The sequence below is a fragment of the Streptomyces sp. NPDC053426 genome (assembly GCF_055585405.1).
In genome coordinates this window covers 31,605-56,142 of sequence record NZ_JBVJKE010000027.1, presented here as the reverse complement: position 1 = coordinate 56,142, position 24,538 = coordinate 31,605, and the positions used below count along the sequence as shown (strand labels likewise).

The window sequence follows — 24,538 nt, the reverse complement described above, 5'->3', positions numbered from 1 at the left end:
TTATGAGGCTCCCGGGATCAGGCCGTCGTCGCTCAGGAGGTCCTGGACCTCCTCGAGCGTCGCGTCGGGGGACGGGAGGATCAGGTCGGAGGGCTCCAGGGAGTCGTCCGGCAGGGGCTCGCCGAGTTCACGGACCTTGGCCAGCAGCGCCTTCAAGGTCGCGCGGAAGCCCGGCCCGTCGCCGTTCTCCATCTCGGCGAGCAGTTCCTCGTCCAGCTTGTCCAGCTCGGCGAGCCGGCTCTCGGCCAGCGTCACCTGCCCCTCCCCCATGATCCGTACGATCATGTCGCCCTCCTCGGCGTGGGCTACTGCTTGTCGAAGCGCGGGGTGTCCTGCGGCTGCGGCTGAGCCTGCTGCTGGCCGTTTCCGCCTTCGATGGCCTGCTGTCCACCCGTGGGACCGCCGGCCAGCTCGGCCTTCATGCGCTGCAGTTCCAGCTCTACATCCGTACCACCGGAGAGCCGGTCCAGCTCGGCCTGGATGTCGTCCTTGTGCATGCCGGACTGGTCGTCGAGGGCGCCGGAGGCGAGCAGTTCGTCGATCGCGCCGGCCCGCGCCTGGAGCTGGGCGGTCTTGTCCTCGGCCCGCTGGATCGCCATCCCGACGTCGCCCATCTCCTCGGAGATGCCGGAGAAGGCCTCGCCGATCCGGGTCTGCGCCTGGGCGGCGGTGTACGTGGCCTTGATGGTCTCCTTCTTGGTGCGGAAGGCGTCCACCTTGGCCTGGAGGCGCTGGGCCGCGAGGGTGAGCTTCTCCTCCTCGCCCTGCAGCGTGGCGTGCTGCGTCTCCAGGTCCGTCACCTGCTGCTGGAGCGCGGCGCGGCGGGAGAGGGCCTCACGGGCCAGGTCCTCGCGGCCGAGCGCGAGCGCCTTGCGGCCCTGGTCCTCCAGCTTGCCCGACTGGGACTGGAGCTGGTTGAGCTGGAGCTCCAGGCGCTTGCGCGAGGTGGCCACGTCGGCGACGCCGCGGCGGACCTTCTGGAGCAGCTCCAGCTGCTTCTGATACGAGTAATCGAGGGTCTCGCGCGGGTCCTCGGCCCGGTCAAGGGCCTTGTTCGCCTTCGCGCGGAAGATCATCCCCATACGCTTCATGACACCGCTCATGGGCTTCGCGCGCCCCCTTCTGACCGACTCCAGCTCCAGCACCTGCGACAGAACCCACAGTACGGGCCCCACATCCATTACCGCACTGTTCGGGGACGGATGCGCTCATCCCCAAGGACGACTGAGCAACCTCCCGATCCGGCGTAGGGAGTAGGTGATCCCCGGGGCCGGCCGGCCGGCTCCCCGGAGGCCCGCACAACGTCCCCCTCTGTCCTTTTGGAGACGTCCGGTGTTGCCGGATCGTTCCCCATGGGGCTGGGGTCCAACCCCGGGCACCCCGTACCCTTGGGTTTTGTGTTCCGTAGCCGCGCCAAGGAAGAGAAGGCATCGGTCGCCGACAAGGCGACGGTGACCGACTCCAAGCAGACCCGTCACCCGGAGGCCCCGAAGGGCCGCCCCACGCCCAAGCGGAGCGTGGCCCAGTCGCAGCGCCGCAGCGTCGCCAATACGACGATGACGCGCAAGGAGGCCGCCAAGCGGCAGCGCGAGGAGCGCCGTGCCGCGATGGAGCGTCAGCGCCAGGCGCTGGCCAGCGGCGACGAGCGCTATCTGCCCGCCCGCGACAAGGGGCCGGTGCGCCGGTTCGCGCGGGACTTCGTGGACTCGCGGTTCAACATCGCGGAGTACTTCCTGCCGATGGCCGTGATCATCCTGGTGCTGAGCATGATCCAGGTGCCGCAGCTGCAGAACGCCGCGCTGCTGCTGTGGCTCGTGGTGATCGTGATGATCGTCCTCGACTCGATCGTGACCGGGTTCCGGCTGAAGAAGCGGCTGGCGGAGCGCTTCCCCGACGACCGTCGGCGCGGCGCGGTGGCCTACGCGCTGATGCGCTCGCTCCAGATGCGCCGACTGCGTCTGCCCAAGCCCCAGGTCAAGCGCGGGGAGCGGCCCTGAGCGCCACGCTCAGCGGGCTCAGTGGGCTCTCCGGGCTGCGTGACGTCGTCCGGCAGGAGCTGGTGGCCCGCCAGCTGGAGGAACAGATAGCGGGGCGCTTCGCGGTCGGACGACGGCTGCGGGTGCTCGACGTCGGCATGGGCCGGGGCGCGCAGACGCTCCGGCTCGCCCGGGCCGGCCACCAGGTGACCGGCGTCGAACAGGACGCGGCGATGATCGCCGCCGCGCGGAAGGCCCTCGCCGGGGAGCCGGAGGGCATCCGGGAGCGGATGCGGATCGTCGAGGGCGCCGCCGGGGACACCGGTGTGCATTTCCTGCCGGGCAGCTTCGACGTGGTGCTCTGTCATGACGTGCTCATGTACGTCGAGGAGCCGGACGCGCTGCTGGCGGGGCTGGCCCGGATGCTGGCGCCCGGCGGACTGCTGTCCCTGCTGGTGCGCAACGGCGACGCGCCGGCGATGCGGGCGGGTCTGTGCGGCGACTGGGCGGAGGCGCTGGCGGCCTTCGACACGGAGTCGTACCGGTTGAAGCGGCTGACGGCGACGCTCGCGGGGATCGGGGCGCCGCTGCACACCTGGTACGGCGTGCGGGTCTTCACGGACACGGCGGCGGACGACGTGGTCCCGGACGACCTGGACGCCCTGCTCACCCTCGAGGACCGGGCCGGCCGCACGGATCCCTACCGGGGGGTGGCGGCACTGCTGCACCTGTGCGGGGTCCGGGGCTGAGAGCTCGGCCCCGGACGGGCGGGGGCATCGCGTTTTTTCTCGCCCCCGCCGCCCCTTCCCTTCCCGTCCCTGGGGGCTGCGCCCCCAGGCCCCCGTTCGCGCAGTTCCCCGCGCCCCTATAGGGACGTGGGCAACCACCCGCTCGCCCGCACGTCCGGGTTCACGCCTCTTCCGCGTGGAGGCTCATCGGGCCGTAGATCTCCGTGGTGTCCTCAAGGAGCCGCACCTGGTCGGCGCCGCCCTCCGCGAGGGCCTTCCAGTGCTCCCCGATCCAGGACTCGGCGTCCCCCTGCGTGGGGAACTCCTCCGGCGGCACCGCGGGCTCGACCTGCGTCCCGTCGGCCTTCTCGAACCGCCACGTCCATGCCGCCATGTACGCCTCCCAAGAGTGTGATCACACCGAGCTCAAAGCCTAGTCGGACGGGCAGCCACCGTGGGGGCAGGTGAGAATCGGGGCGTGGAACTGACTCTGCTCGGCACCGGTGCCCCGGCGGGACTGCCCCGCCCCGACTGTCCCTGCGCCGCGTGCGCGGCCGCGCTCGGCGTGGACGCGCGGGCGGCCACCTCGCTGCTCGTGGACGGGGCGCTGCTGCTCGACCTCACGCCGGGCACCGCGCTCGCGGCCGCCCGCGCGGGGCGTTCGCTGGGCGGCGTACGCCAGGTGCTGCTGTCGCACCCGCACGACGGCCCCGCGGTCGAGGTGCCGGCCGGGCTGCCACAGCCGGGACGGGTGCCGGACGGGCGGGAGTTGGCGCTGCTGACGGGGCATCGGGTGCGGGCGGTGGCGCTGGACGCGCCCGGCACCGGGTACGCGGTGACCGGCCCGGACGGGCAGCGGCTGCTGTACCTGCCGCCGGGCGGGGCGCCGGCCGGTCTCGACGGGCCGGCCGAGCCGTACGCCATGGTGCTGCTGGACGTCGTGGGGCGGCCGGACGCGCTGGCGAGGCTGCGGGAGTCGGGGGCGGTGGGCCCGGCCACGGACGTCGTCGCCGTCCACCTGGACCACGACGTGCCGCCGGGCGCGGAGTCGCGGCGCCGGCTCGCGGCGGCCGGGGCACGTGCCGTGCCGGACGGGACCACGCTGGAGGTGGGCGCCTACGAGGACGTGCCCGACGTACCGCGGCGGACGCTGGTGCTGGGCGGGGCGCGCTCGGGCAAGTCGGTGGAGGCGGAGCGGCGGCTGGAGTCGTTCCCGGAGGTGCTGTACGTGGCGACCGGCGGGACGCGGGGCGGGGACACGGAGTGGGCGGCGCGGGTGTCGGCGCATCAGGAGCGGCGGCCGGGGTCGTGGCGGACCGTCGAGACGTGCGACCTGGTGCCGCTGCTGAAGGACGACGGGCCGCCGCTGCTGGTCGACTGCCTGTCGCTGTGGCTGACGGACGCGATGGACGCCGTGGGGGCGTGGGACGACGCGGAGTGGGCGGACGGCGGGGAGCGGGCGCTGCGGGACCGGATGCGGGAGCTGACGGACGCGGTGCGCGGGGCGCGGCGGACGGTGGTCGCCGTGTCCAACGAGGTCGGCTCGGGCATCGTGCCCGCGACCGCGTCCGGCCGCCGGTACCGGGACGAACTCGGGCGGCTGAACGCGGCGTTCGCGCGGGAGTGCGAGCAGGTGCTGCTGGTGGTGGCGGGGCAGGCGGTCGTCCTGCGGGGATGAGGTCCTGGGGCGGCCCTACGGTTTCGGCTTGCGCGCGATGATCCGGTAGGCGTTGGCGAACGGGGTGTGCCGCACCACGGGCGCGAGGGCCAGGTCCGTCACCGCCGCCGCGACCACCAGCGGGGTGCCCGCGCGGAGCAGCACCGCGCGCAGGTGCTGCTGGAACGGGGTCGGCGGGACGGCACGCCAGGGGGTGTCCGGGGCGGGCAGCGCGTGGGAGAGGGCCAGGGCGGTCAGGCCGGCGAGGTCGTGCGGTACGTGCGCGGCGCGGTGCCCGGCGGTGACGATGGCGCAGCCGCGCTTCTCGAGCTCCGCGCGGAGGTTGCGCTGGGGCAGCAGGTGCGGTCGGCGGGGCTGGTCGTAGGGCAGCCACCAGCGGCCGAACAGGGCGGCGAAGGCGCAGCGCGGGTCCAGGGTCTCGATGAGCAGGTGGCCGCCGGGGCGCAGGGCGTCGAGGGCCGCGTGGAGCTCCGCGCGGGGGTCGATGGTGTGTTCCAGGTGGTGCAGCAGGCTGACGATGTCGTAGCGGCCGGCCAGCCGGGCCAGGACCCGCGGGTCGGTCAGCGGCCCGATGTGGGCCTCCTCGACGCGGCCGAGCGTACGGGCCCGCTCGACGCGCGCGGTGAGGTCGGTGCCGTCGAAGGCGGTGTACGGGAAGAACTCCCGCGCGGTCAGCGGGAAGCGGGCGAGTCCGGTGCCGACGTCCAGCCAGCTCTCCGGTTCGCCGAAGGGGAGCATCGCGCGGGCCGCGCCCCGGTGGCGGTGCCGGACGGCGTGCAGGGCGAGGACGCGTTCGGTGGCGGGGTCGCGGGGCGCGTCGCGCACGGTCCGCCGGTAGAAGGCGAGGCCCTCGGCGGTGAGGCGGGGGTTCTGGAAGGTGTGGCCGCAGTCCCGGCACTCGTCGACGGTGAACAGGCCCGGCCGGTGCCGGCGCAGATCGCCCGTTCTCAGCCGGTTGCGCAGCCGCGCGGAGCCGCACCAGGGGCAGTCCCCGCGGCGCGGCTCGTGCACCCGGGCGGAGCCGTGGGAGGCGGGGATCGCGCGGGCTGGGTCGGTTGCGGACATGGGCGGCTCCCGGCGTGAGGGCGTACGGCGCCCGGACGGGGCGACGTACGGGGACGAGTGGGACGGACGGACTAATGTCCGGCGATCCACGGCAAAACGTTACGGATGGGAGGGCGTCACGGGGTGGAACGGCGCCGGGGTGGCGTGGTGGGGGTGAGGCCCCGTACGCGAGGCCGACCGGTGGGCCGTTCGTGCCGGACGGGGGCCGGTACTGTTCGGCGAATGAGCTCGCTTAATCTCGACGACTTCACCGATCTGATCGAGCGTCCGGACGGCGGGGTGCGCCGTGACGCGGAGGCGCGCCGGGAGCGCCAGATCGTGCCGCCCGGATCGCTGGGCCGCCTGGACGACCTGGGTGAGTGGCTGGCGGCGGCGCAGTCCGCGGTGCCGGTGCGGCCGATCGAACGGCCGCGGGTCGTGCTGTTCGCCGGCGATCACGGGATCGCCGGGCTGGATGTCTCCGCGCGGGCGGCGGGCAGCGCCGTGGAACTGGTGCGGGAGGTGCTGGAGGGCGGCCGTCCGGTGTCCGTGCTCGCCCGGCGGCAGGGCGTGCCGGTGCGGGTGGTCGACATGTCCCTGGACTGCGATCCGGAATCGCTGCCCGAGGACGTGGTGCGCCACCGGGTGCGGCGGGGCAGCGGGCGCATCGACATCGAGGACGCGCTGACCCCTCAGGAGACCGAGGCGGCCTTCCGCGCGGGGATGGCCGTGGCCGACGAGGAGGCCGACTCCGGTACGGATCTGGTGGTGCTCGGCGATGTGAGCGTGGGCGGGACCACGGTGGCGGGCGTGCTGGTGGCCGCGTTGTGCGGGACGGACGCGTCGGTGGTGACCGGGCGCGGCGGGCTGGCGATCGACGACCTGGCGTGGATGCGCAAGTGCGCGGCGATCCGGGACGCGTTGCGGCGGGCGCGGCCGGTGCTGGGTGATCAGTTGCAGTTGCTGGGGACGGTCGGCGGGGCCGACCTGACCGCGATGACGGGGTTCCTGCTGCAGGCGGCGGTGCGGAAGCTGCCGGTCGTGCTGGACGGTGTGGTGACGGCGGCGTGTGCGCTGGTGGCGCAGCGGGTGGCGTTCCGGGCGCCGGACTGGTGGCTCGCGGCGCACGACAGCGGCGAGCCGGGGCAGGCGAAGGCGCTGGACCGGATGGCGCTGGACCCCGTGCTGTCGCACGGGGTCACGGTCGGGGAGGGCGCGGGCGGTCTGCTGGCGCTGCCCCTGGTCCAGGCGGCGGCGGCCCTGGCGGCGGAGCTGCCGGAGGTTTCGGCTTCGCCGGAGTGACGGGGCGGCGGGGGTGAAGAGGACTTCGGGTCAGTCCCGTTCCAAGGGGCGCGGCGTGGGGTCCGGTGTGCCGCCGAGCCAGTTCTCGACGGCCCGGCGGGGGCCGGACCAGCGGCGGTCGTGGTGGTAGGCGCGCAGGATCGCGCGGGCGCGGGCACGTGGCCGGCGCCGGTAGAAGCGCCGGGCCCACAGCGATCCCGGCCGGGCCAGCCGCAGCGACCCGATCACGGCCACCGCCGGGATGATCACACCGAAGACGGCGACACGCGCCTTCCCCTTGCTCAGGGCGATCAGCGCGAACAGGAAGTTCACCCCCACGCTCGCGGCGGCACCCGCGCGGTTCTGGAGCTCCTCCTGGGACAGGTCGTTGACACCGAACGGCGCGAACCCCGCCAGCAGCAGCCCGACCAGCGCGGCGGTGAGCACGACCGCCTCGACGCTCTTGCGCCCCGCCTCGGTCCAGTACACGTCGTCGAGGTGCAGGATGAGCGCGAACTCGTCCAGGACCAGCCCCGCGCCGATCCCGAACAGCACCGCGGCGAAGGCGGCCCCCAGCCCGTCCCCTCCGCTCGCCACCGAGCCGAAGCCGCCGACGACCGTGAGGACGACACCGGGCACGACGTGGTGGATGTGCAGTTCGCCCGCCGTGACGTTGCCGAAGGGGCCCTTCCCGGCCCGGATCAGACGGGTGATGGTCCGGGTGATCACAAAGGTGAGGACGAAGGCGGCGAGCGCGAGGAGCAGCGGAAGCTTGCCCGGTTCGATGATGTTCCGATCCAGCCAATGTCCCATATGCGCACTTTATCCACAGGGGGCACGGACGCCCCGGTGACCGCCGGGTAATCTGCGCCGGTGCCCGCACCCCCCTCCCTCGCATCCGTCGCCGACGGCCTCCGCTTCGCCTTCGGCACCCTCACCGTGCTCCCGGTCCGGGTCACCCGCTGGGACCGGCCGGCCGCACGCGCCGGAATGCTGTGCGCCCCGGCGGCCGGCCTGGTGGTCGGCGCCCTGTCCGCCGCCACGGGGCTCCTGCTGCTGCTCCTCGGCGCGGGCGCGCCGCTCGCCGCCGTCGCCACCGTCGCCGTACCGGCCGCCCTGACCCGCGGTCTGCACCTCGACGGGCTCGCCGACACCGCGGACGGGCTCGGCAGCGCCAAGCCCGCCGAGGACGCGCTGAGGATCATGAAGCAGTCGGACATCGGCCCGTTCGGGGTGCTCACGCTCGTCCTCGTGCTGCTGGCTCAGGTGGCCGCGCTGACGCAGGCGTACGGCCACGGCTGGGCGCGGGGCGCGTTCGCCGCCGTCGTGTCGGCGGTCGTGGCGCGGCTGGCGCTCGCCCTGGCCGCCCGCGCCGGTGTGCCGCCCGCCCGTCCGGAGGGGCTGGGTGCGGCGGTCGCGGGGGTGGTGCCGGTGGCGGGCGCGGTGGGCGTCGCACTCGCGGTGACCGGGCTCGCGGCGGCCGGGGGCGCGCCCCTGGGGGCGTACGACGTCCTGCGCGCCGTACTCGCGGTGGTCCTGGCCGTCGCCGTCGCCGAACTGCTGCTGCGGCACTGTGTCCGCCGTTTCGGCGGCGTCACGGGCGATGTGTTCGGCGGCCTCGCGGAGACGGCGGCGACGACCGCGCTCGTCGTCATGTCACTGGGCTGAGACCGCCGCGGAAGCGGGGTGTCATCGGTGTCATCGCCGGGTGAGGAGCGCGGCGATCGCCGTGGCCGCGCCGCTCGCCCCCGCCACGACCGCCAGGGCCACGCAGCGCGCCCTCAGCCGCCGGTAGCGGGCCTCGTACTCGGTGCGCAGCTCGGCCGTCCGGTCGCGGATCCGCACCAGTGTGGCCCGGGAGACGGCGATCCGGTCGGCCCGGTACACGCGTTCCACCTCTTCGCGCTGCGCGGTCGTCAGCCACGGCAGTTCCCCGGCGAACCGGTCGGCCTGCCGCCGGGCCTCCTCGACCTCGGCGGCCCACAGGAGGTGGCCTTCGAGCCGGGCCAGGCCGAGGGCGCTGTCCTGACGGGGATTCACACGCTCCTCCACGTTCCGGGCCGTGTTCTCATCGCTGCTTGTCGCCGGGGGCCACGGTCACGGAGGTCCGGGGGCGGTTCTCGCTGTCGTCCAGTGCGGCGATGTCCGGGTGGTGCAGGTCGAACGCCGGGGACTCGCTGCGGACCCTCGGCAGGGTGAGGAAGTTGTGCCGCGGGGGCGGGCAGGAGGTCGCCCACTCCAGCGAGCGGCCGTAGCCCCAGGGGTCGTCGACGCCGACCGGCTTGCCGTACTTGGCCGTCTTCCAGATGTTGTAGAAGAACGGCAGCATCGACATGCCCAGCAGGAACGAGGCGATCGTCGAGACCGTGTTCAGGGCGGTGAAGCCGTCCGCGGCCAGGTAGTCGGCGTAGCGGCGCGGCATGCCCTCGGCGCCCAGCCAGTGCTGGATGAGGAAGGTGCCGTGGAAGCCGAAGAACAGCGTCCAGAAGGTGATCTTGCCCAGGCGTTCGTCGAGCAGCTTGCCGGTGAACTTCGGCCACCAGAAGTGGAAGCCGGCGAACATCGCGAAGACGACCGTGCCGAAGACCACGTAGTGGAAGTGCGCGACGACGAAGTACGAGTCCGTGACGTGGAAGTCCAGCGGCGGCGAGGCCAGCAGGACGCCGGTGAGACCGCCGAAGAGGAAGGTGACGAGGAAGCCCAGCGCCCACAGCATCGGTGTCTCGAAGGAGAGACTGCCCTTCCACATGGTGCCGATCCAGTTGAAGAACTTCACCCCGGTGGGCACCGCGATCAGGAACGTCATGAAGGAGAAGAACGGCAGCAGCACCGCACCGGTGGGGAACATGTGGTGCGCCCACACCGTCACCGACAGGCCCGCGATCGCGATGGTCGCGCCGACCAGCCCCATGTAGCCGAAGATCGGCGTGCGGGAGAAGACCGGGATGACCTCGGTGATGATGCCGAAGAACGGCAGCGCGATGATGTACACCTCGGGGTGGCCGAAGAACCAGAACAGGTGCTGCCACAGGATCGGCCCGCCGTTGGCCGAGTCGAAGATGTGCGCCCCGAACTTGCGGTCCGCCTCCAGCGCGAACAGCGCCGCGGCGAGGACGGGGAAGGCGAGCAGGACCAGCACACCGGTCAGCAGCACGTTCCAGGTGAAGATCGGCATGCGGAACATCGTCATGCCCGGCGCGCGCATGCAGATGATCGTGGTGATGAAGTTGACCGAGCCGAGGATGGTGCCGAAGCCGGAGAACGCCAGACCCATGATCCACATGTCGGCGCCGATGTTCGGCGAGTAGGACTCGGTCGACAGCGGGGTGTAGGCGAACCAGCCGAAGTCGGCCGCCCCGTTGGGGGTGAGGAAACCGCCGACCGCGATCAGCGAGCCGAACAGGTACAGCCAGTAGGCGAACATGTTCAGCCGCGGGAAGGCGACGTCGGGCGCGCCGATCTGCAGCGGCATGATCCAGTTCGCGAAACCGGCGAACAGCGGCGTCGCGAACATCAGCAGCATGATCGCGCCGTGCATCGTGAACGCCTGGTTGTACTGCTCGTTCGAGACGACCTGCAGGCCCGGCCGGGCCAGCTCGGCGCGCATCACCAGTGCCAGGGCCCCGCCCAGCACGAAGAACGCGAACGACGTCACCAGATACAGCGTGCCGATCGTCTTGTGGTCCGTGGTCGTCAGCCACTTCACCACGACCTCGCCACGCCTCTGGCGTCTGACCGGCAGCTCGTCCTCGTAGGTCTCCTCGTCGAGTGAGCCCACCGCGCTCTTGTCCGCCACTGTCCACGTCCTCCTATGGGCTCGGGGAGAGTTCCGAAGGCAGCATGACGGGACGATTCCCTGCCGTGCCCGAAGTCGGACACCGTGGCGCGCTTTCCACTCGGCATTCGGGTGACGTCGGACTTCTGTGCCAGTGGCGGGCGCGGTGGCCGCCGTACCCGTCGTCATGTCACCGGGCTGAAACGATCTCCCCGTACCCCTGTGGACCCGCCGTCCACGCCGCTAGCCTGAGCCGCCGGACGGACAGAACAACGGGGGACGTCGATGCCGACCTTTCGTCGTGCCGTGGCCTGGTTCATCGACTTCGCGCTGGTGGTGGCGCTGGCCTCGGTACTCGCGGTGCTCACCTTCAACCGGATATCCACCCTGGTCACCGACGTGCCCGAACTCGCCGCGCGCGGCGGTTTCGACCTGCTGACCTCGCGCGGTGACGTGGTCGACGCCTCCGAGGACCTCGGCCTGTCGCTGTGGAACAAGTCCGTGCTCTACGTCGAACAGGCCTTCGGGCTGCTGGTCGTCGCCACGTTCCTCTACCAGTGGGCGTGCCTGGCCCTGATCGGGCGCACCCTCGGCAAGGGGCTGACCGGGCTGCGGATCACGCCCCGCGGGCCCGGCGCGGCGGCGCGCCGGGCGGCGGTGACCACGGCGGCGGACGTCGCCGTGTACGCCGTGGCCTGTGTGCTGCTGATCGAGGGGCGGTTCGCGCTGTCCGTGCTGGTGTGGGCGGTCGCGGTGGCCCTGTTCCTGTTCAACGCGCTGCCCGTGCTGGGCCCCGGCCGCCGTTCCCTCGCCGACCGGGTGGCGGGCACGTCGGTGACGGGGCTCGGCCTCAGCAGGCCTGACGCCATGCGTCCAGTTCGTACTTTTTGAGCAGGGAACTCAGCTCCAGCCGCCGGGAGTCGACGCAGAAGCGGTCGGTGGTCAGCTCGTACTCGACGTGGAAGACGGCCTTGTCCGCCTCGACGAACGGGGTCAGCTCGGCGCACTCGCCGTACTGGGCGCACTGTTCGTTGACCGCGAAGTCGAAGTCGTCGACCAGTTCGGGGATCTGGTCGAGGTCGTTCTTCAGGCCGACGGCCATACCGCGCTCGTGGGCGAGCCGGGCGATCAGCCGGTTGTAGCGGAGCTGGTCGCCGGCGGTGAGCGGGAACCCGGTGCGGTTGCGGTAGCCGTCCATGTTGTCCGGCTCCACCGCGTCGAAGCCCTTCTCCCGGCACATGTCGATGCGCTCGGCCATGAGCGGCTCCAGTACGTCGGTACGGCGGATGTCGAGCCAGCGCTCGCCCTCCCAGCCGTTGCCGCGGCCGATCACCGACTCGGGGAAGTCGTCCGCGTCCGGGCGGAAGTCCTCCCAGGCGCCGGTGGAGAGGTAACAGATGACCTTCCGGCCGTCGCGGTGCAGCTTCGCGACCGTCTCCTCCGAGTGGTCGAAGCCGTCGATGTCGTAGACGGGGACGTCGACGGAGGTGTCGAGCCGTCCGCTGAGCTGCCACTGCCAGTCGGTGCCGGGCCGGGGCCGCCAGCGGTCGCCGGCCGGCGTCTTCGCGCCGGCCGCGTCGTCGGCGCCGGGTCCGGGCGCGGCCGTACAGGCCGCCAGCAGCAGGGCGAGCAGCGGGACAAGGAGGAAGGGTCGTCTCACCGGGCGGTCTCCAGAACGGGTGGCGGTGTGGTCGGCACCGCGGGCGGTACACGGGAACCTCAAGGATCATCGTCGCCGCCCCCGGGTGCGGCGGCGGGGTCCGGGAGATGACCGCGGCGCCGCCACGAGGTGAACGCCCGCGGGAGTGAGCGAACGCTCACACGCGCGTAGGCTCGTGCCGAGTGTCCGCCGCCCGGGGACGACCCCGACGGCACCGCGCCCGCAGGCCGGAACTAGGGTCGGCTGCCGGGCCCGGTCGACCCACACCCTTCGGCCACAGCAACTTCACATCGGAAGCGAGATTTCACCACCGTGACTGCTCTCACTCTCAGCACCGCCGCGATCCCCGGCCTGCGGGCCGACGCGATCGTGATCGGCGTCGCCAAGGGCTCCGCGTCAAAGCCGGGGGGTCCCGTCGTCGCACCGGGCGCCGAGGCCGTGGACCAGGCGTACGACGGCGGACTCGCCGGCGTCCTGGAGACCCTCGGCGCGTCCGGTGCCGAGGGCGAGGTGACGAAGCTCCCCGCGCCGTCCGGCTTCAAGGCGCCGCTCGTGGTGGCGGTGGGCCTCGGCGCCCAGCCCGAGAAGGACTCCGGCTACGACACCGAGGCGCTGCGCAAGGCGGCCGGTGTGGCCGCCCGTGCCCTCGCCGGTTCCAAGAAGGCCGCGTTCGCCCTGCCCCTGACGGACGCCGCCGACGCCGGCGCGGTCGCCGAGGGCGTGCTGCTGGGCGCGTACTCCTTCGACGTCTACAAGGACAACGGCACGTCCGCCAAGGACGGCAAGAACGGCAAGGCGCCGCTCGCCGAGGCCGCGCTGCTCGGCGGCAAGCCCCGCGACAAGGCGTACAAGGCCGCGGTCGAGCGCGCCACCGCCGTCGCCGAGGAGCTGAACCGCGCCCGCGACCTGATCAACATGCCGCCGAACGACCTCAACCCCGAGGCGTTCGCGGCCATCGCCCAGACGGCGGCCAAGGAGCACGGCATCAAGGTGCAGGTGCTCGACGAGAAGGCCCTGACCAAGGGCGGTTACGGCGGCATCCTGGGCGTCGGCGCCGGGTCGGCGTCGGGGCCGCGGCTGGTGAAGCTGTCGTACACCTCGGCCAAGGCGAAGAAGCACCTCGCGCTGGTCGGCAAGGGCATCACCTACGACTCGGGCGGCATCTCGCTGAAGCCGGCCGGGCACAACGAGACGATGAAGTGCGACATGAGCGGTGCCGCCGCCGTGTTCGCCGCGGTCGTCGCCGCCGCACGGCTCGGTCTCGAGGTCAACGTGACCGGCTGGCTGGCGCTGGCCGAGAACATGCCGTCCGGCTCGGCGACGCGCCCGGGCGACGTGCTGCGCATGTACAGCGGCAAGACGGTGGAGGTGCTCAACACGGACGCCGAGGGCCGGCTGGTCCTCGCGGACGCGCTGTGGGCGGCCTCCGCGGAGAAGCCGGACGCGATCGTGGACGTCGCGACGCTGACCGGGGCGATGATGCTGGCGCTGGGCAACCGGACGTTCGGGATCATGGCCAACGACGACGCGTTCCGCTCCGCGGTGCACGAGGCGGCGGAGGAGGTCGGCGAGCCGGCGTGGCCGATGCCGCTGCCGGAGCACCTGCGCAAGGGGATGGACTCCGCGACCGCCGACATCGCCAACATGGGCGAGCGGATGGGCGGCGGGCTGGTCGCGGGTCTCTTCCTGCGCGAGTTCGTGGGTGAGGGGATCACCTGGGCGCACCTGGACATCGCCGGGCCGGCGTTCAACGAGGGCGGGCCGTTCGGGTACACGCCGAAGGGCGGTACGGGGTCGGCCGTCCGCACGCTGGTGCGGGTTGCCGAGCTGGCGGCTTCGGGGGACCTCGGCTAAGGGTGCCCTTTCAGGGCGCCTTTTCGGGGCGCCTGAGAGCTCGGGGGCACGGGGAGTTGCGCGACTGCGGGTCCGTCGTGGCTGGTCGCGCGGTTCCCCGCGCCCCTTTGGGGCGGCTGCGGCCCGGCCCCCTTTTTTGCAGGCACCGCCGGCCGGGTCGCGCCCCTCCGGGGGCGCGGGAACTGCGCGAGCAACCCCCACCGACCCGCACCGACGGAATCCCGGGGGCAGCACCCCAGGGGCGTCGGGGCCCCACCTTTTGGGGAACGTGGGGTGTCTCACACCACGGCCCGGCGTCTCGTTCGGGTTCCACAAGTGCGAAGATGGGGCTCGGCAGGACAGGGCCCCATCCAAGGGCCGAGAACATAGAGCGGCCGGACACCAGCCGCCGACCGGTCACTGGAGACCGGCGTGGCGCACATGCATGGAGGACGTGACGTGGCGAACGACGCCAGCACCGTTTTCGACCTAGTGATCCTCGGCGGTGGAAGCGGTGGCTACGCCGCGGCCCTGCGCGCGGCGCAGCTGGGCCTGGACGTCGCCCTGATCGAGAAGAACAAGCTCGGCGGCACCTGCCTGCACAACGGCTGCATCCCCACCAAGGCCCTGCTGCACGCGGGCGAGATCGCCGACCAGGCCCGCGAGAGCGAGCAGTTCGGCATCAAGACGACCTTCGAGGGCGTCGACATGGCGGGCGTGCACAAGTACAAGGACGATGTGATCGCCGGCCTGTACAAGGGCCTGCAGGGTCTGGTCGCCTCCCGCAAGGTGACCTACATCGAGGGTGAGGGCCGGCTGTCCTCCCCCACCTCCGTGGACGTCAACGGCCAGCGCGTCCAGGGCCGCCACGTCCTGCTGGCGACCGGCTCCGTGCCGAAGTCGCTGCCGGGCCTGGAGATCGACGGCAACCGGATCATCTCCTCCGACCACGCCCTCGTCCTGGACCGCGTGCCGAAGTCCGCGATCATCCTGGGCGGCGGCGTCATCGGCGTCGAGTTCGCCTCCGCGTGGAAGTCCTTCGGCGCCGACGTCACGATCGTCGAGGGCCTCAAGCACCTCGTCCCGGTCGAGGACGAGAACAGCTCCAAGCTGCTGGAGCGCGCCTTCCGCAAGCGGGGCATCAAGTTCAACCTGGGCACCTTCTTCCAGAAGGCCGAGTACACCCAGGACGGCGTCAAGGTCACCCTCGCCGACGGCAAGGAGTTCGAGGCCGAGGTCCTGCTCGTCGCCATCGGCCGCGGCCCGGTCTCGCAGGGCCTGGGCTACGAGGAGCAGGGCGTCGCCATGGACCGCGGCTACGTCCTGGTCGACGAGTACATGCGCACCAACGTCCCGACGATCTCCGCCGTCGGTGACCTCGTCCCGACGCTCCAGCTCGCGCACGTCGGCTTCGCCGAGGGCATCCTGGTGGCGGAGCGTCTGGCCGGTCTGAAGACCGTTCCGATCGACTACGACGGTGTCCCGCGGGTGACGTACTGCCACCCGGAGGTCGCCTCCGTCGGCGTCACCGAGGCCAAGGCCAAGGAGATCTACGGCGCGGACAAGGTCGTCGCCCTGAAGTACAACCTGGCGGGCAACGGCAAGAGCAAGATCCTGAAGACCGCGGGCGAGATCAAGCTCGTCCAGGTCAAGGACGGTGCGGTGGTCGGCGTCCACATGGTCGGCGACCGTATGGGCGAGCAGGTCGGCGAGGCCCAGCTGATCTACAACTGGGAGGCGCTGCCGGCCGAGGTGGCCCAGCTCATCCACGCCCACCCGACGCAGAACGAGGCGATGGGCGAGGCCCACCTGGCGCTGGCCGGCAAGCCCCTCCACTCCCACGACTGACGCTCTCGGGCATCGGGCGCGACGACACAGACTTCCGCACTTTTAAAGGAGCAACCGAAACCATGGCGGTTTCCGTAACCCTTCCGGCGCTCGGCGAGAGCGTCACCGAGGGCACTGTCACCCGCTGGCTGAAGGCCGAGGGCGAGCGCGTCGAGGCCGACGAGCCGCTGCTCGAGGTCTCCACCGACAAGGTCGACACCGAGATCCCCGCTCCCGCCTCCGGCGTGCTGTCCTCCATCAAGGTCGCCGAGGACGAGACGGTCGAGGTCGGCGCCGAGCTGGCGCTGATCGACGACGGCACCGGCGCCCCGGCGGCCGAGCAGGCCCCGGCCGCCGAGCAGGCCGCCCCGCCGGCTCCCGCCCCGGAGCCGCAGGCCCAGCCCTCCGCCGAGCAGGCCGCACCGGCCCCGGCGCCCACCGCCGAGGCCACGGCCGGCGGCGGCTCCGCCCAGGGCACGGACGTGGTCCTGCCCGCGCTCGGCGAGTCCGTCACCGAGGGCACCGTCACCCGCTGGCTGAAGTCGGTCGGTGACACCGTCGAGGCCGACGAGCCGCTGCTGGAGGTGTCGACGGACAAGGTCGACACCGAGATCCCCGCCCCCGCGTCCGGCACGCTGCTGGAGATCGTGGTCGGCGAGGACGAGACCGCCGAGGTCGGCGCCAAGCTGGCCGTCATCGGCGAGGCGGGTGCCGCTCCGGCCGCCGCCCCGGCCCCGGCCGCCCCCGAGGCCCCGGCGCAGCCCGCGCCCGCCCCGGCTGCCCCCGCCCCGGCTCCCGCTGCTCCGGCTCCGGCCCCGCAGCAGGCCGCCCCGGCTCCGGCCCCGGCGCCCGCTCCGGCCCCGCAGGCGCCCGCGGCTCCGGCTGCCGCCCCCGCCGCCGCCCAGGCGACGGACGAGGGCGCCTACGTGACCCCGCTGGTGCGCAAGCTCGCCGCCGAGAACGGCGTCGACCTGTCCACCGTCAAGGGCACCGGCGTCGGCGGCCGCATCCGCAAGCAGGACGTCATCGCCGCCGCCGAGGCCGCGAAGGCCGCCGCCCCGGCCCCGGCCGCCGCCGCTGCGCCCGCCGCGAAGAAGGCCCCGACCCTCGAGGCCTCCCCGCTGCGCGGTCAGACCGTGAAGATGCCGCGGATCCGCAAGGTCATCGGCGACAACATGGTCAAGGCCCTGCACGAGCAGGCCCAGCTCTCCTCGGTGGTCGAGGTCGACGTCACCCGTCTGATGAAGCTGCGCGCCCGCGCCAAGGACGCGTTCGCGGCACGTGAGGGCGTCAAGCTCTCCCCGATGCCGTTCTTCGTCAAGGCCGCGGCCCAGGCGCTGAAGGCGCACGCGCCGATCAACGCCAAGATCAACGAGGCCGAGGGGACCATCACCTACTTCGACACCGAGAACATCGGTATCGCGGTGGACTCCGAGAAGGGCCTGATGACCCCGGTCATCAAGAACGCCGGTGACCTCAACCTGGCCGGCATCGCCAAGGCGACCGCCGACCTGGCGGGCAAGGTCCGGGCGAGCAAGATCACCCCGGACGAGCTGTCCGGCGCGACCTTCACCATCTCCAACACCGGTTCGCGCGGCGCGCTGTTCGACACGATCATCGTGCCCCCGGGCCAGGTCGCGATCCTCGGCATCGGTGCCACGGTCAAGCGTCCGGCCGTCATCGAGACCGAGGAGGGTACGGTCATCGGCGTCCGCGACATGACCTACCTGACCCTCTCCTACGACCACCGCCTGGTGGACGGTGCCGACGCGGCCCGTTACCTGACGGCGGTCAAGGCGATCCTGGAGGCGGGCGAGTTCGAGGTCGAGCTCGGTCTGTGAACCGACCCGTGCTCCCGTGACCGCTTGATCCGCGGTCGCCGACACGGTCCGTACGGTGCCCCCGTCGGAGAAGCTTTCGAGGCTTCCCCGGCGGGGGCACCGGCGTATGGAACGTGTAAGTCTCGTCTCACCTGGGCGAAAGCGCCCCCGTGCGCCCCTCCGGGGCGGGCCGACCGCCGTATTGTCTAAGCGTCAAAGCCCCCCGGGGGCCCGTGGGCCCCGCTAAGGAGCCCCTCATGACCGCGCCCGTCGTCCACTCGCTGCGCGAACAGATCCGCGAGCACATCCTGGAAGGGATCATCAGCGGACGCTGGCAGCCGGGCGAGCGGATCGTGGAGCGGCGGATCGCGACCGAGCTGGAGGTCAGCCAGACGCCCGTACGGGAGGCGCTGCGCGAGCTGGAGTCGCTGCGGCTGATCGAGTCGGCGCCGAACAAGGGCGTGCGGGTGCGGAACCTCACGGCGGCCGACCTGGAGGAGAGCTACCCGGTGCGGGCCGGTCTCGAGGCGATCGCGGCGGAGCTGGCCGCGGGGCGGCTGGCGGAGGACTGCTCGGCGCTGGAGCCGCATGTCGCGGCGCTGTACGAGGCCGACCGGTTGTCCGACGGGACGGGGCAGGTGCGGCACACCGTGGGGTTCCACCGGGAGTTGGTGCGGGCGGCCGGCAACTCGGTGTTGCTGCACACGTGGGAGGGGCTGGGGATCGAGGTGTTCACCGCGCTGTCGATACGGTGGCTGGGGACGGTGCAGCAGTCCTACGCGGAGGAGCACGAGGAGTTGGTGGCCGCGTTTCGGCGGCGGGATCCTCTGATCGCCGATCTGGTCAAGGCGCATGTGCTGGGGTGTGCGCCTCGGGCGTAGTGCCGGGAGTTTTTTCGCCCCCGCCGCCCCTTCCCTCCCCCACTCTCGGCTTCGCTCGAGCGGGAGGCACCCCCATCGTCCCCGGGGGCTTCGCCCCCCAGACCCCCTTCGCGCCCACGCGGCGGAGCCGCATGTCGACACAGCCCCGCGCCCCTGCAGGGGCGCGGGGAACTGCGCGATCAGGCCACGACGGCCCGCAGCCGCCATACAGCCGAAACCGCCCGTGCTCTTCCGCGCACGCATCCCCTCACCTGCGCAAACACCCCGACCGAACAGTCACCCCGTGCCACAAGCAGAGGCACCGCGTGCCGACTTTCTCGGGATCAAGAGATTTTGCCCCTCAACCCTTTGATCGATCATCGATCAGGGAGTTACAGTCGCCAGCGGGCTTGCACCCGAGCCCTCCGCCCTGTCCTGCCAAAGACACAAGGGCACCCCCCTTCGACTGAGGAAGGCGGCGACATGACGACCGACCCCAACGCCATCCAGCCGAGCGAGCTCGACCAGCTCCCGGACCGCGACCCCGAGGAGACCGCCGAGTGGCAGGCCTCCCTGGACGCCGTCACCAAGGCGGCCGGGCCGCACCGTGCCGCGTACCTGATGCGCCGCACGCTGGAGCGTGCCGAGGGAGCCGGCCTCGCGCTGCCGAAGCTCCTCGAAACGGACTACGTCAACACCATCCCCACCTCCGCCGAGCCCACCGTGGACGGCGACGAGGCGATGGAGCAGCGGATCACCGCCTGGAACCGCTGGAACGCGGCGGCCATGGTGACCCGCGGCAGCAAGTACGGCGTCGGCGGCCACATCGCCACCTTCGCCTCCGCGGCCTGGCTCTACGAGACCGGCTTCAACCACTTCTTCCGCGGCAAGGAGGGTGACGGCTCCGGCGACCAGCTCTACATCCAGGGCCACGCCTCCCCCGGCATCTACGCCCGCGCCTTCCTCGACGGCCGGATCGGCGAGGAGCAGCTCGACAACTTCCGCCGCGAGGCGGGCGGCAACGGCCTGCCGTCGTACCCGCACCCGCGCCGCCTGCCCTGGCTGTGGGAGTTCCCCACCGTCTCCATGGGCCTCGGGCCGATCTCCGCGATCTACCAGGCGCGCTTCAACCGCTATCTGACCAGCCGCGGCATCAAGGACGTCTCCGACTCCCACGTGTGGGCGTTCCTCGGTGACGGCGAGATGGACGAGCCCGAGTCGACGACCGCGCTCACCCTCGCCTCCCGCGAGCGGCTCGACAACCTGACCTTCGTCATCAACTGCAACCTGCAGCGCCTCGACGGTCCGGTCCGCGCCAACTTCAAGATCGTGCAGGAGCTGGAGGCCCAGTTCCGCGGCGCCGGCTGGAACGTCATCAAGACGCTCTGGGGCACCGCGTGGGACGAGCTGTTCCGGCTCGACACCACCGGCGCTCTCGTACGACGCCTCCGCGAGGTACCCGACGCGCAGGTGCAGACGTACCAGACGCGCGACGCCGCCTACATCCGCGAGGACTTCTTCGGCAAGGACCCGGCGCTCGTCGAGATGGCGAAGCTGCTGAGCGACGACAAGATCCTCGAGTGCTTCCACCTCTCGCGCGGCGGCCACGAGTCCCGCAAGGTGTACGCCGCGTACAAGGCCGCGCTCGCCCACAAGGGCGCGCCGACCGTGATCCTGGCGCAGACCGTCAAGGGCCACACCCTCGGTGAGGGCTTCGCCTCCAAGAACGCCAACCACCAGATGAAGAAGCTGACGGTGGACGAGTTCAAGGCGATGCGCGACCGGCTCGAACTGCCGGTCTCGGACGCGCAGTTCGTCGACGGCGTGGTCCCCTACGTCCACCCGGGCGCCGACTCCCCCGAGGTCCGTTACCTCCAGGAGCGCCGTGCCGCCCTCGGCGGTCCGGCCCCGGCCCGCCGCGTGCACCCGGTCGCGCCGCTGCCGCAGCCCGCCGACAAGGCGTTCGCCGCCTTCGACAAGGGCTCCGGCTCGCAGAACGTGGCCACCACCATGGCCTTCGTCCGCCTGGTCAAGGACCTGGTCCGCGACAAGGAGACCGGCAAGCGCTGGGTGCCGATCGTCCCCGACGAGGCGCGCACCTTCGGCATGGAGAGCCTCTTCCCGTCCCTCGGCATCTACTCGCCGATGGGCCAGACGTACGAGCCGGTCGACCGCGACCAGCTCATGTACTACAAGGAAGCCAAGAACGGCCAGATCTTCAACGAGGGCATCACCGAGGCCGGTGCCATGGCCGAGTTCGTCGCCGCCTCGACGTCGTACGCGACGCACGGCGAGACGATGATCCCGTTCTACATCTACTACTCGATGTTCGGCTGGCAGCGCACCGGCGACCAGATGTGGCAGCTCGGCGACCAGCTCGGCCGCGGCTTCCTGGTCGGCGCCACGGCCGGCCGTACGACGCTGACGGGCGAGGGCCTGCAGCACGCCGACGGCCACTCGCCGGTCATCGCGGCGACCAACCCGGCGGCGCTGACGTACGACCCGGCGTTCGCGTACGAGATCGGCGTCATCGTCAAGGAGGGTCTGCGCCGGATGTTCGGCGAGGCCCTGCCCGGCGAGGACCAGAACGTCTTCTACTACCTGACGGTCTACAACGAGCCGCTGCCGCAGCCCGCCAAGCCGTCGGCCGCCGGTATCGACGAGGGCATCGTCAAGGGCCTGTACCGCTTCAACACGGCGGAGTCCGCGGGCCTGTCCCCGGCCGCGAACGCGCCGCGGATCCAGCTCCTCGGCTCCGGTACGGCGATCCACTGGGCGCTGAAGGCGCAGAAACTGCTCGCCGAGGAGTGGGGTGTGGCCGCCGACGTGTGGTCCGCCACCTCGTGGACCGAGCTGCGCCGGGACGCCATGGAGGCGGACGAGGCGCTGCTGCGCGGCGAGGACCGGGTGCCGTTCGTCCGGCAGGCGCTCCAGGGCGCCGAGGGTCCGGTCCTCGCGGTCTCCGACTACATGCGCCAGGTCCCGGACCAGATCGCGCAGTGGGTCGAGCAGGACTACTCGTCGCTGGGAGCCGACGGCTTCGGTCTGTCGGACACCCGTGACGCGGCCCGCCGCCACTTCGGTGTCGACGCCGAGTCCATCGTCGTCGCGGCCCTGGCGCAGCTCGCCCGCCGTGGTGAGGTCCAGGCCGCGTCCGTGAAGGAAGCGCGCGCGAAGTACGGCCTGTGACGGCTTGATCGTGCAGGAGGCCCCCGCCACGGCGGGGGCTTCTTGCATGATGGGGCGCATGCGTGCTGCCCGGCTGATCAAGATGGTGCTGCTGCTCCAGTCCCGGCCCTCCATGACCGCCGCCGAGCTGGCGCGGGAGCTGGAGGTGTCGGAGCGGACGGTCACCCGGGACGCGCAGGCGCTGTCGGAGGCCGGGGTGCCGGTGTACGCGGACCGGGGGCGGATCGGAGGCTACCGGCTGGTCGGCGGGTACCGGACGCGGCTGACGGGGCTGGCGCGCGGGGAGGCGGAGGCGCTGTTCCTGTCCGGGGTGCCGGGGGCGCTGCGCGAGATGGGGCTGGAGGACGCGGCGTCGGCGGCCCGGCTGAAGGTGTCGGCGGCCTTGCTGCCGTCCCTGCGGGACGCCTCCCGTACGGCGGCGCAGCGGTTCCATCTGGACGCGCCGAACTGGTTCAGCGAGCCGGAGACGCCCGAGCTGCTGCCGGCCGTCGCGGACGCCGTGTGGGACGACCGGCGGGTCACCGCCCGGTACCGCCGTGACGGCGGCGAGGTGGAGCGGGAGCTGGAGCCGTACGGGCTCGTGCTCAAGGCGGGGGTCTGGTACCTGTGCGCGCGGGTTTGCGGGCAGGGGTCCTTCCGGGTGTACCGGATCGACCGGTTCACGGCGGTGGAGGCGGGCGCGGAGCGTTTCGAGCGGGCGGAGGACTTCGATCTGCCGGCGTTCTGGGGGGAGCGGGCGGAGCAGTTCGCGCGGTCGATCCTGCGGGCGGAGGTCGTGGTGCGGCTGTCGGCGGAGGGGGTGCGGCGGCTGCCGCATGCCGTGGACGCGGCTGCGGCGCGGGAGGCGTTGGGGCGGGCGGGGGAGCCGGATGGGGATGGGTGGGTGACGGTGACTCTGCTGGTGGAGTCCGAGGAGGTTGCCCATGATCAGCTGATGGCGTTGGGGGCGGAGGCGGAGGTGCTGGCGCCTTCGGCTCTGCGGGAGCGGTTCGCCGCGGGGGCTGTGCGGCTGGCGGAGCTGTACGGGCGGTGAAAAGGGGGGTCTCTTCGATCCTCTGATGAGGGGGAGCGCCCTTTGGGGTTTTCGCCCCCGCCGCCCCTTCCCTTCCCGTCCCTGGGGGCTTCGCCCCCAGACCCCCTCCGCGCAGTTCCCCGCGCCCCCTGTGTGCGTGCGCTGCGGGTGCGTCCGTGGTGTGCAGGGTCGATGCTTGACCTCGTGATGGACGAGACGGAGTTCTGGGAGCTGGTGGACGCCGCCCGTGAGGACGCCGGGGGTGATCCGGAGGAACAGGCCGATCTGTTGGTGGAGCGGCTGCTGCGGCTGGACCCGGAGGCGGTCCTGGACTTCGCCCGTCACTTCGAGTCCCGTTACCACCGCGCCTACCACTGGGATCTGTGGGGCGCCGCCTGGGTGCTGCTGGACGGGGCGAGCGACGACGCCTTCGACTACTTCCGGTGCTGGCTGATCGGCCAGGGCCGGGAGGTGTTCGAGGGGGCGCTGCACGACCCGGACGCGCTGGCCGGTCTGCTGGACGAGTTCGACGAGGAGGTCGACGGCGACGGCGAGGACCTCGGTTACGCGGCGGACGAGGCGTACGAGCAGCTCACCGGGACGGTGGCGCCCGACCTCGACCTGCCCCCGGCCCCCGCGGAGCCGGAGGGCACGCCGCTCGACTTCGAGAACGAGACCCTGCTCGCCGAACGCTACCCGCGGCTGTGGGAGCGGTTCAGGGACTGAGCGGCGGGCCCGGTCACAGGCGCCGGTGAGGGCTCGGCGCGTGGCGCAGGGGCGCGGCGTTGGCCTGCATGAGTGCGGCGGCGGTATGGGCCGTGGGGCCCAGGACCACGGCGGCGGCGGCGCACAGGGCCGTCCAGGGGCGGCGCAAGGCGTCCGCCCAGGTGGTACTTCGGTCAGGCGTGTCGTTCATGGGACCTGCTCTTCGTTCCGCGTGTTCCGTGTGTTCCGTGTGTCGTCGTTCCGTACGGTGGTCCGGGTGTCGTCGGGCAGGGTGTCCCCGCTCTCGCGTCCCTGGAGGCGGGCCGCCAGGGCCCTGATCTCCGGGAGGCGGGCCTTGAGCGCGGCGCCCGGGCAGTCGGTCATGTAGCCGTCGCTGTGGCCGGCGACCGCGGGCAGGACGGCGGTGGTGCCGGCCGCGTAGCGGCTGCCGCCGTTGCTGGAGACCAGCCGGACGTCGGCGCGCGGATCGGTGCCGGACGTGCCGAGCTTCCAGGCGGCCACGGCGGCGATCGCGCGCAGCATCTCCTGCGGCACCTCGGCCCCCTCGGTGAAGGTGCCGAGGGCGGCTATCCCGGTGGTGCGGTGGTTGAAGCCCTGGGTGTGGGCGCCGGTGACGGGGCGGTCGGTGCCGCCCGCACGGCCCTCGTAGACGGTGCCGCAGCGGTCGACGACGAAGTTGTAGCCGAGGTCGTCCCAGTCGCGGGCGCCGGTCTGGCCCTCGTACAGGCCCCGGATGATGCCGGGGGCGTCGGCGCAGTCGTAGCCGTTGGGCGAGTCGGTGTGGTGGACGAAGACGGCGACGACCTCGTCGTCGTAGCGCGGCGGCGGCTGTTCCCGCGCGGCGTCGCCCAGCCAGACGGAGCGGGGTACGACGGCCGGTGCCGGCGCCTGATGGGCGGCCGTGGCCCGCGCGGCGCCGCGCGCGGCGGAGTTCTCGGCGGCGTGCTCGACGCCGTGGGCGCACAGCACCAGGGCGACGGCGGCGGCCACGCCCGGCAGACAGCCGAGCGACGCCGTGACGGCCCGTGGCGGGCGCGGGGAGCCGGGCCCGCCGGGTATCCGGGGGGAGCGGCGCTGCCGCGCTCCGCGCGGTCTCCTGGGGACACGCATGAGCCCACTGTGGGCCGGT

Annotated in this window: 23 protein-coding genes; 13 read left to right on the top strand and 10 right to left on the bottom strand. The window is 72.3% G+C overall.

Annotated elements, in window-relative coordinates; genetic code table 11:
- Both pspAA and ACZ62B_RS35800 read right to left on the bottom strand, forming a co-directional pair.
- Positions 1–285 carry a PspA-associated protein PspAA gene (gene pspAA / locus ACZ62B_RS35805; protein ID WP_344565432.1) on the bottom strand — a complete coding sequence of 95 codons (285 nt, stop codon included), beginning with the start codon at positions 283–285 and terminating at the stop codon, positions 1–3.
- A 20-nt stretch (positions 286–305) separates the two neighbouring features.
- Positions 306–1,091, bottom strand: a complete 786-nt coding sequence (locus tag ACZ62B_RS35800; RefSeq protein WP_469693617.1) for a PspA/IM30 family protein — start codon at positions 1,089–1,091, stop codon at positions 306–308.
- 261 nt (positions 1,092–1,352) lie between these two features.
- Between ACZ62B_RS35800 and ACZ62B_RS35795 the strand changes: the two genes are divergently transcribed.
- On the top strand, positions 1,353–1,997 hold the full coding sequence (locus tag ACZ62B_RS35795) for a DUF3043 domain-containing protein (protein WP_344565428.1): 645 nt from the start codon (positions 1,353–1,355) through the stop codon (positions 1,995–1,997).
- 62 nt (positions 1,998–2,059) lie between these two features.
- Positions 2,060–2,725, top strand: coding sequence for a methyltransferase domain-containing protein (locus ACZ62B_RS35790; protein WP_344565426.1), 666 nt, complete (start codon positions 2,060–2,062; stop codon positions 2,723–2,725).
- Positions 2,726–2,885: 160 nt separating this feature from the next.
- Here the strand turns inward: ACZ62B_RS35790 and ACZ62B_RS35785 are convergent, their stop codons facing one another.
- Complete coding sequence (locus ACZ62B_RS35785; protein WP_073935607.1) at positions 2,886–3,098, bottom strand: hypothetical protein; 213 nt, start codon at positions 3,096–3,098, stop codon at positions 2,886–2,888.
- 84 nt (positions 3,099–3,182) lie between these two features.
- On the opposite strand from ACZ62B_RS35785, the gene ACZ62B_RS35780 reads away from it, so the two are divergent.
- Positions 3,183–4,382, top strand: a complete 1,200-nt coding sequence (locus ACZ62B_RS35780; RefSeq protein WP_344565424.1) for a bifunctional adenosylcobinamide kinase/adenosylcobinamide-phosphate guanylyltransferase — start codon at positions 3,183–3,185, stop codon at positions 4,380–4,382.
- Positions 4,383–4,397: 15 nt separating this feature from the next.
- Here the strand turns inward: ACZ62B_RS35780 and ACZ62B_RS35775 are convergent, their stop codons facing one another.
- Complete coding sequence (locus ACZ62B_RS35775) at positions 4,398–5,447, bottom strand: class I SAM-dependent methyltransferase (protein WP_344565422.1); 1,050 nt, start codon at positions 5,445–5,447, stop codon at positions 4,398–4,400.
- A 222-nt stretch (positions 5,448–5,669) separates the two neighbouring features.
- Here ACZ62B_RS35775 and cobT point away from each other — a divergent pair, with 222 nt between their 5' ends.
- Positions 5,670–6,728, top strand: a complete 1,059-nt coding sequence (cobT, locus tag ACZ62B_RS35770; protein ID WP_344565420.1) for a nicotinate-nucleotide--dimethylbenzimidazole phosphoribosyltransferase — start codon at positions 5,670–5,672, stop codon at positions 6,726–6,728.
- A 30-nt stretch (positions 6,729–6,758) separates the two neighbouring features.
- Here cobT and ACZ62B_RS35765 read toward each other — a convergent pair whose 3' ends face one another.
- Positions 6,759–7,520, bottom strand: coding sequence for a hypothetical protein (locus ACZ62B_RS35765; protein ID WP_344565419.1), 762 nt, complete (start codon positions 7,518–7,520; stop codon positions 6,759–6,761).
- Positions 7,521–7,580: 60 nt separating this feature from the next.
- On the opposite strand from ACZ62B_RS35765, the gene ACZ62B_RS35760 reads away from it, so the two are divergent.
- Complete coding sequence (locus ACZ62B_RS35760) at positions 7,581–8,375, top strand: adenosylcobinamide-GDP ribazoletransferase (protein ID WP_469693613.1); 795 nt, start codon at positions 7,581–7,583, stop codon at positions 8,373–8,375.
- Positions 8,376–8,405: 30 nt separating this feature from the next.
- Here ACZ62B_RS35760 and ACZ62B_RS35755 read toward each other — a convergent pair whose 3' ends face one another.
- A complete protein-coding gene (locus ACZ62B_RS35755) occupies positions 8,406–8,747 on the bottom strand; it encodes a hypothetical protein (RefSeq protein WP_344565416.1) in 342 nt (113 codons plus the stop codon).
- A gap of 28 nt (positions 8,748–8,775) precedes the next feature.
- The gene (gene ctaD / locus ACZ62B_RS35750) at positions 8,776–10,503 is read right to left on the bottom strand and encodes an aa3-type cytochrome oxidase subunit I (RefSeq protein WP_469693611.1); all 1,728 of its coding nucleotides are present in this window, start codon (positions 10,501–10,503) and stop codon (positions 8,776–8,778) included.
- Between the two features lie 264 nt (positions 10,504–10,767).
- Here ctaD and ACZ62B_RS35745 point away from each other — a divergent pair, with 264 nt between their 5' ends.
- Positions 10,768–11,373, top strand: coding sequence for an RDD family protein (locus ACZ62B_RS35745; RefSeq protein ID WP_468878843.1), 606 nt, complete (start codon positions 10,768–10,770; stop codon positions 11,371–11,373).
- On the opposite strand, the gene ACZ62B_RS35740 is transcribed toward ACZ62B_RS35745, so the two are convergent.
- Positions 11,333–12,142, bottom strand: a complete 810-nt coding sequence (locus tag ACZ62B_RS35740) for an endo alpha-1,4 polygalactosaminidase (RefSeq protein ID WP_469693609.1) — start codon at positions 12,140–12,142, stop codon at positions 11,333–11,335. The genes ACZ62B_RS35745 and ACZ62B_RS35740 overlap by 41 nt on opposite strands.
- Positions 12,143–12,454: 312 nt before the next feature.
- Between ACZ62B_RS35740 and ACZ62B_RS35735 the strand changes: the two genes are divergently transcribed.
- From ACZ62B_RS35735 to ACZ62B_RS35705, 7 genes are all read left to right on the top strand, one after another.
- Positions 12,455–13,996, top strand: coding sequence for a leucyl aminopeptidase (locus ACZ62B_RS35735; protein WP_469693607.1), 1,542 nt, complete (start codon positions 12,455–12,457; stop codon positions 13,994–13,996).
- A 438-nt stretch (positions 13,997–14,434) separates the two neighbouring features.
- Positions 14,435–15,823 carry a dihydrolipoyl dehydrogenase gene (lpdA, locus tag ACZ62B_RS35730; RefSeq protein ID WP_344565409.1) on the top strand — a complete coding sequence of 463 codons (1,389 nt, stop codon included), beginning with the start codon at positions 14,435–14,437 and terminating at the stop codon, positions 15,821–15,823.
- A gap of 62 nt (positions 15,824–15,885) precedes the next feature.
- Positions 15,886–17,643, top strand: coding sequence for a 2-oxoglutarate dehydrogenase, E2 component, dihydrolipoamide succinyltransferase (sucB, locus tag ACZ62B_RS35725; protein WP_469693605.1), 1,758 nt, complete (start codon positions 15,886–15,888; stop codon positions 17,641–17,643).
- 236 nt (positions 17,644–17,879) lie between these two features.
- On the top strand, positions 17,880–18,503 hold the full coding sequence (locus ACZ62B_RS35720) for a GntR family transcriptional regulator (RefSeq protein ID WP_030228993.1): 624 nt from the start codon (positions 17,880–17,882) through the stop codon (positions 18,501–18,503).
- A 462-nt stretch (positions 18,504–18,965) separates the two neighbouring features.
- Positions 18,966–21,671 carry a pyruvate dehydrogenase (acetyl-transferring), homodimeric type gene (aceE, locus tag ACZ62B_RS35715; protein ID WP_469693602.1) on the top strand — a complete coding sequence of 902 codons (2,706 nt, stop codon included), beginning with the start codon at positions 18,966–18,968 and terminating at the stop codon, positions 21,669–21,671.
- 58 nt (positions 21,672–21,729) lie between these two features.
- The gene (locus ACZ62B_RS35710; protein WP_344565403.1) at positions 21,730–22,704 is read left to right on the top strand and encodes a helix-turn-helix transcriptional regulator; all 975 of its coding nucleotides are present in this window, start codon (positions 21,730–21,732) and stop codon (positions 22,702–22,704) included.
- A gap of 186 nt (positions 22,705–22,890) precedes the next feature.
- Positions 22,891–23,409: a DUF4240 domain-containing protein gene (locus tag ACZ62B_RS35705; RefSeq protein ID WP_469693629.1), complete on the top strand. Its 519-nt coding sequence runs from the start codon at positions 22,891–22,893 to the stop codon at positions 23,407–23,409.
- Between the two features lie 13 nt (positions 23,410–23,422).
- Here ACZ62B_RS35705 and ACZ62B_RS35700 read toward each other — a convergent pair whose 3' ends face one another.
- Both ACZ62B_RS35700 and ACZ62B_RS35695 read right to left on the bottom strand, forming a co-directional pair.
- Positions 23,423–23,599: a hypothetical protein gene (locus ACZ62B_RS35700; protein ID WP_167748595.1), complete on the bottom strand. Its 177-nt coding sequence runs from the start codon at positions 23,597–23,599 to the stop codon at positions 23,423–23,425.
- Positions 23,596–24,519 carry a peptidoglycan recognition protein family protein gene (locus ACZ62B_RS35695; protein WP_344565400.1) on the bottom strand — a complete coding sequence of 308 codons (924 nt, stop codon included), beginning with the start codon at positions 24,517–24,519 and terminating at the stop codon, positions 23,596–23,598. The genes ACZ62B_RS35700 and ACZ62B_RS35695 overlap by 4 nt, the downstream gene beginning before the upstream one ends.
- Between the last annotated feature and the right edge of the window lie 19 nt (positions 24,520–24,538).